General features: G+C 44.9%; 3 protein-coding genes and 2 rRNA genes. All 5 read left to right on the forward strand.

The features are described from left to right. Positions 1-265 (forward strand): 23S ribosomal RNA (locus tag ND6B_RS0119300); the annotation flags it as partial. A gap of 130 nt (positions 266-395) precedes the next feature. Further along, positions 396-510, forward strand: a 5S ribosomal RNA gene (rrf, locus tag ND6B_RS07745). Between the two features lie 145 nt (positions 511-655). Then, positions 656-997 (forward strand): hypothetical protein, encoded by a 342-nt coding sequence (locus tag ND6B_RS07740; protein WP_008467385.1) that lies wholly within the window; start codon positions 656-658, stop codon positions 995-997. Next, entirely contained in the window at positions 994-1,344 is a 351-nt protein-coding gene (tnpB, locus tag ND6B_RS07735) for an IS66 family insertion sequence element accessory protein TnpB (RefSeq protein ID WP_016899347.1), read from the forward strand. The genes ND6B_RS07740 and tnpB overlap by 4 nt, the downstream gene beginning before the upstream one ends. 80 nt (positions 1,345-1,424) lie before the next feature. Continuing rightward, positions 1,425-2,848: IS66 family transposase (gene tnpC / locus ND6B_RS07730; protein WP_033102914.1), on the forward strand; the 1,424-nt coding region annotated here is incomplete at its 3' end.

Consider the following 2,848-nt stretch of genomic DNA (forward strand, 5'->3'; position numbering starts at 1 on the left):
GAGGGGTTGCTCCTAGTACGAGAGGACCGGAGTGAACGAACCGCTGGTGTTCGGGTTGTCATGCCAATGGCATTGCCCGGTAGCTACGTTCGGAACTGATAAGCGCTGAAAGCATCTAAGCGCGAAGCAGGCCTCGAGATGAGTTCTCACTAGACTTTTAAAGTCTCTGAAGGGCCGTTGAAGACTACAACGTTGATAGGCAAGATGTGGAAGTGGTGTGAGCCATTAAGCTAACTTGTACTAATTACCCGTGAGGCTTAACCATACAACGCCAAACGCGTTTTATGCGACAGTTTAAGCAAGAAGTTAATAGACTAAAGTAGATACTTGAAGACTTTATTATCAGAATTCCAAATTTTAGTAAGCTCGATAAAATCGAACTTACACCAAATTTGCTTGGTGACAATAGCGTTTTGGACCCACCTGACCCCATGCCGAACTCAGTAGTGAAACGAAACAGCGCCGATGATAGTGTAGCATTTGCTATGTGAAAGTAGGACATTACCAGGCTCCAAATTGAGAAAGCCCGACTAGAAATAGTCGGGCTTTTTTACGTCTGCAGGAAAGTGAAAAGTAAGCGTCTAGCGAACCACACCTAGCATCGATGTTCTGATTATCTAAAAATACCTGCTCAATGATAAATTCGGAGCAGGTGATGAAAACTTACAGAACAAGCGCACAGTGGCAGCAGCTTTTGCTGAAACGCAGTACGTTTAGTGGTACTAATATTGAATTCTGCCAACACCATAATGTCGCTATTACGACTTATTATAAACAACGTGCTTTACTGGCAAAAGACCAGCCTAATTCCACCTTGCCAGTGCACACGCAGTGCCTTACATCATCACGTTTTGTCCAGGTAAAACAAACTACTGAAGTCTGCGCGCAAACTCGTCAAAATACGCTGCAGTTTGATACGCTAACCGGCCAACTCACGTTTCCTATCGATTTAGCGACGGCCGATATCGTTGCCATTATTAAAGGGCTAACGGTATGAGGATGTTCGTTGATGTACCCACCGTCTATTTATGTGCCGATGCCGTTGATTTTCGAAAATCAATTAATGGTCTGGGGGCGTTGGTGGAAGCAGAGCTTGAACTACCCGTGCTCAGTGGTGCGCTATTTGTGTTTTGTAATAAAGGCCGTGACAAACTCAAACTGCTTTACTGGGATAACACCGGTTTTGCACTGTGGTATAAGCGATTAGATAAGCATAAGTTCAAATGGCCCAAACTCATGTCACCCACCATGACCTTAAGCGAGCAGCAATTACACTGGTTATTATCGGGTTATGATGTGATTGGACACAGTAAAATTGATGTCGCAGGTAAGCAAATGCTTTAATATTTGCGATCGATTGATGATCATCAAAGTGAGTTCAGTTAGCACTGCAAAGCCTTTGATGATGCCTTAAAATAGGCGTCATGAAAAATGAACTCGCCCTTAAACAGCGCATTGCTGAACTTGAAAAACTGTTAGCGCAGAAGGATGCCCAGATTGCGGCATTGGAAGAGCGCTGGAACTTGGCCCAACAAAAACAATTCGGCAAAAGTGCTGAAGGCTTTGCCGGGCAAGGCGAGTTATTCAATGAAGTGGAAGAAATTGTTGAGGAAGTTGAGGCAGAGCAACAATCCATTAGCTATACCCGTAAAAAGCCGGTGCGTAAGCCACTGCCAAAAGACTTACCTCGTGAGCAGGTTATTCACGACATCATCGACAAAACCTGTGATTGCTGTGGCGGTGAGCTACATAAAATGGGTGAAGATAAGTCAGAAAAGCTTGAGTTCATACCCGCTAAAATCAAAGTGATTGAGCATATTAGGCCTAAATACGCCTGCCGTCACTGTGATAAATCCTCAACTCAGACACAGATTAAACAAGCCTCAATGCCTGCCATGCCCATCAACAAAGGCATTGCAACCAGCAGTTTGCTCAGTCAGCTTATCACCAGTAAATACCAATACGGGTTACCGCTGTATCGCCAGGAAGCGATGTTTAAGCAATACGGTATTGAACTCAGTCGACAGACCATGAGCAGCTGGATAGACAAATCAGCCTCACTCTTCGCGCCATTAGTTGAACGGCTTAAAGCCGAGCTGTTAAGGCAACCCACGCTGTTTGCCGATGAAACGCCATTAAAGGTGGTGAAATCGGACAAAGTAAACAGTTACATGTGGGTGTATTGCTCGGGTCGAGATTCACCAGACCCGAATAATCCCATCCCTAATATCGTACTTTACGACTTCCACAATAGTCGCGCGGCCGCCTGCGTGGTCAATTATCTTGATGGATATCAAGGGTACTTGCACGTGGATGGCTATCAAGCCTATGCCAGAACAGAGGCAACCTTAATTGGCTGCTGGGCGCATGCTCGTCGTAAATTTATCGACGCGAAAAAGCTACAAGGTAAAAACAAAACCGGCAAAGCGGATGTGGTATTGAGCCTTATCCAAAAACTGTACGGCGTTGAGTCACGCATCAAAGATAAAAGTGTGGATGACAAATATACGGCAAGACAAGAGGTTAGCCTGCCTATTCTTAGCAAGCTAAAAATATGGCTTGAGCAGGATCAGCCAAATTTAGTGGGGAACAGCAAACTGATAGAGGCAGCTAATTACCTGGCAAATCAATGGCACAAGCTCATACGCTATGTTGATGAAGGCCGACTTAGCATCGATAATAATAGAGCAGAACGCGCGGTAAAACCGTTTGTGATAGGCCGAAAGAATTGGTTATTTAGCCAAACGGCTAACGGTGCCCATGCTAGTGCCACCCTTTACAGCATTGTGGAAACCGCCAAGATAAATGGTCTAATCCCATTTAATTACATCTGTGCTTGCCTTGATGA

Origin of the sequence: Pseudoalteromonas sp. ND6B, assembly GCF_000764215.1 — a bacterium.
GTDB classification, from domain to species: Bacteria; Pseudomonadota; Gammaproteobacteria; order Enterobacterales; family Alteromonadaceae; genus Pseudoalteromonas; species Pseudoalteromonas tetraodonis.

Coding starts and splice junctions, on each gene's coding strand:
- ND6B_RS07740 (WP_008467385.1), top strand. CDS start 656: ATGAAAACTTACAGAACAAGCGCACAGTGGCAGCAGCTTTTGCTGAAA.
- tnpB (WP_016899347.1), top strand. CDS start 994: ATGAGGATGTTCGTTGATGTACCCACCGTCTATTTATGTGCCGATGCC.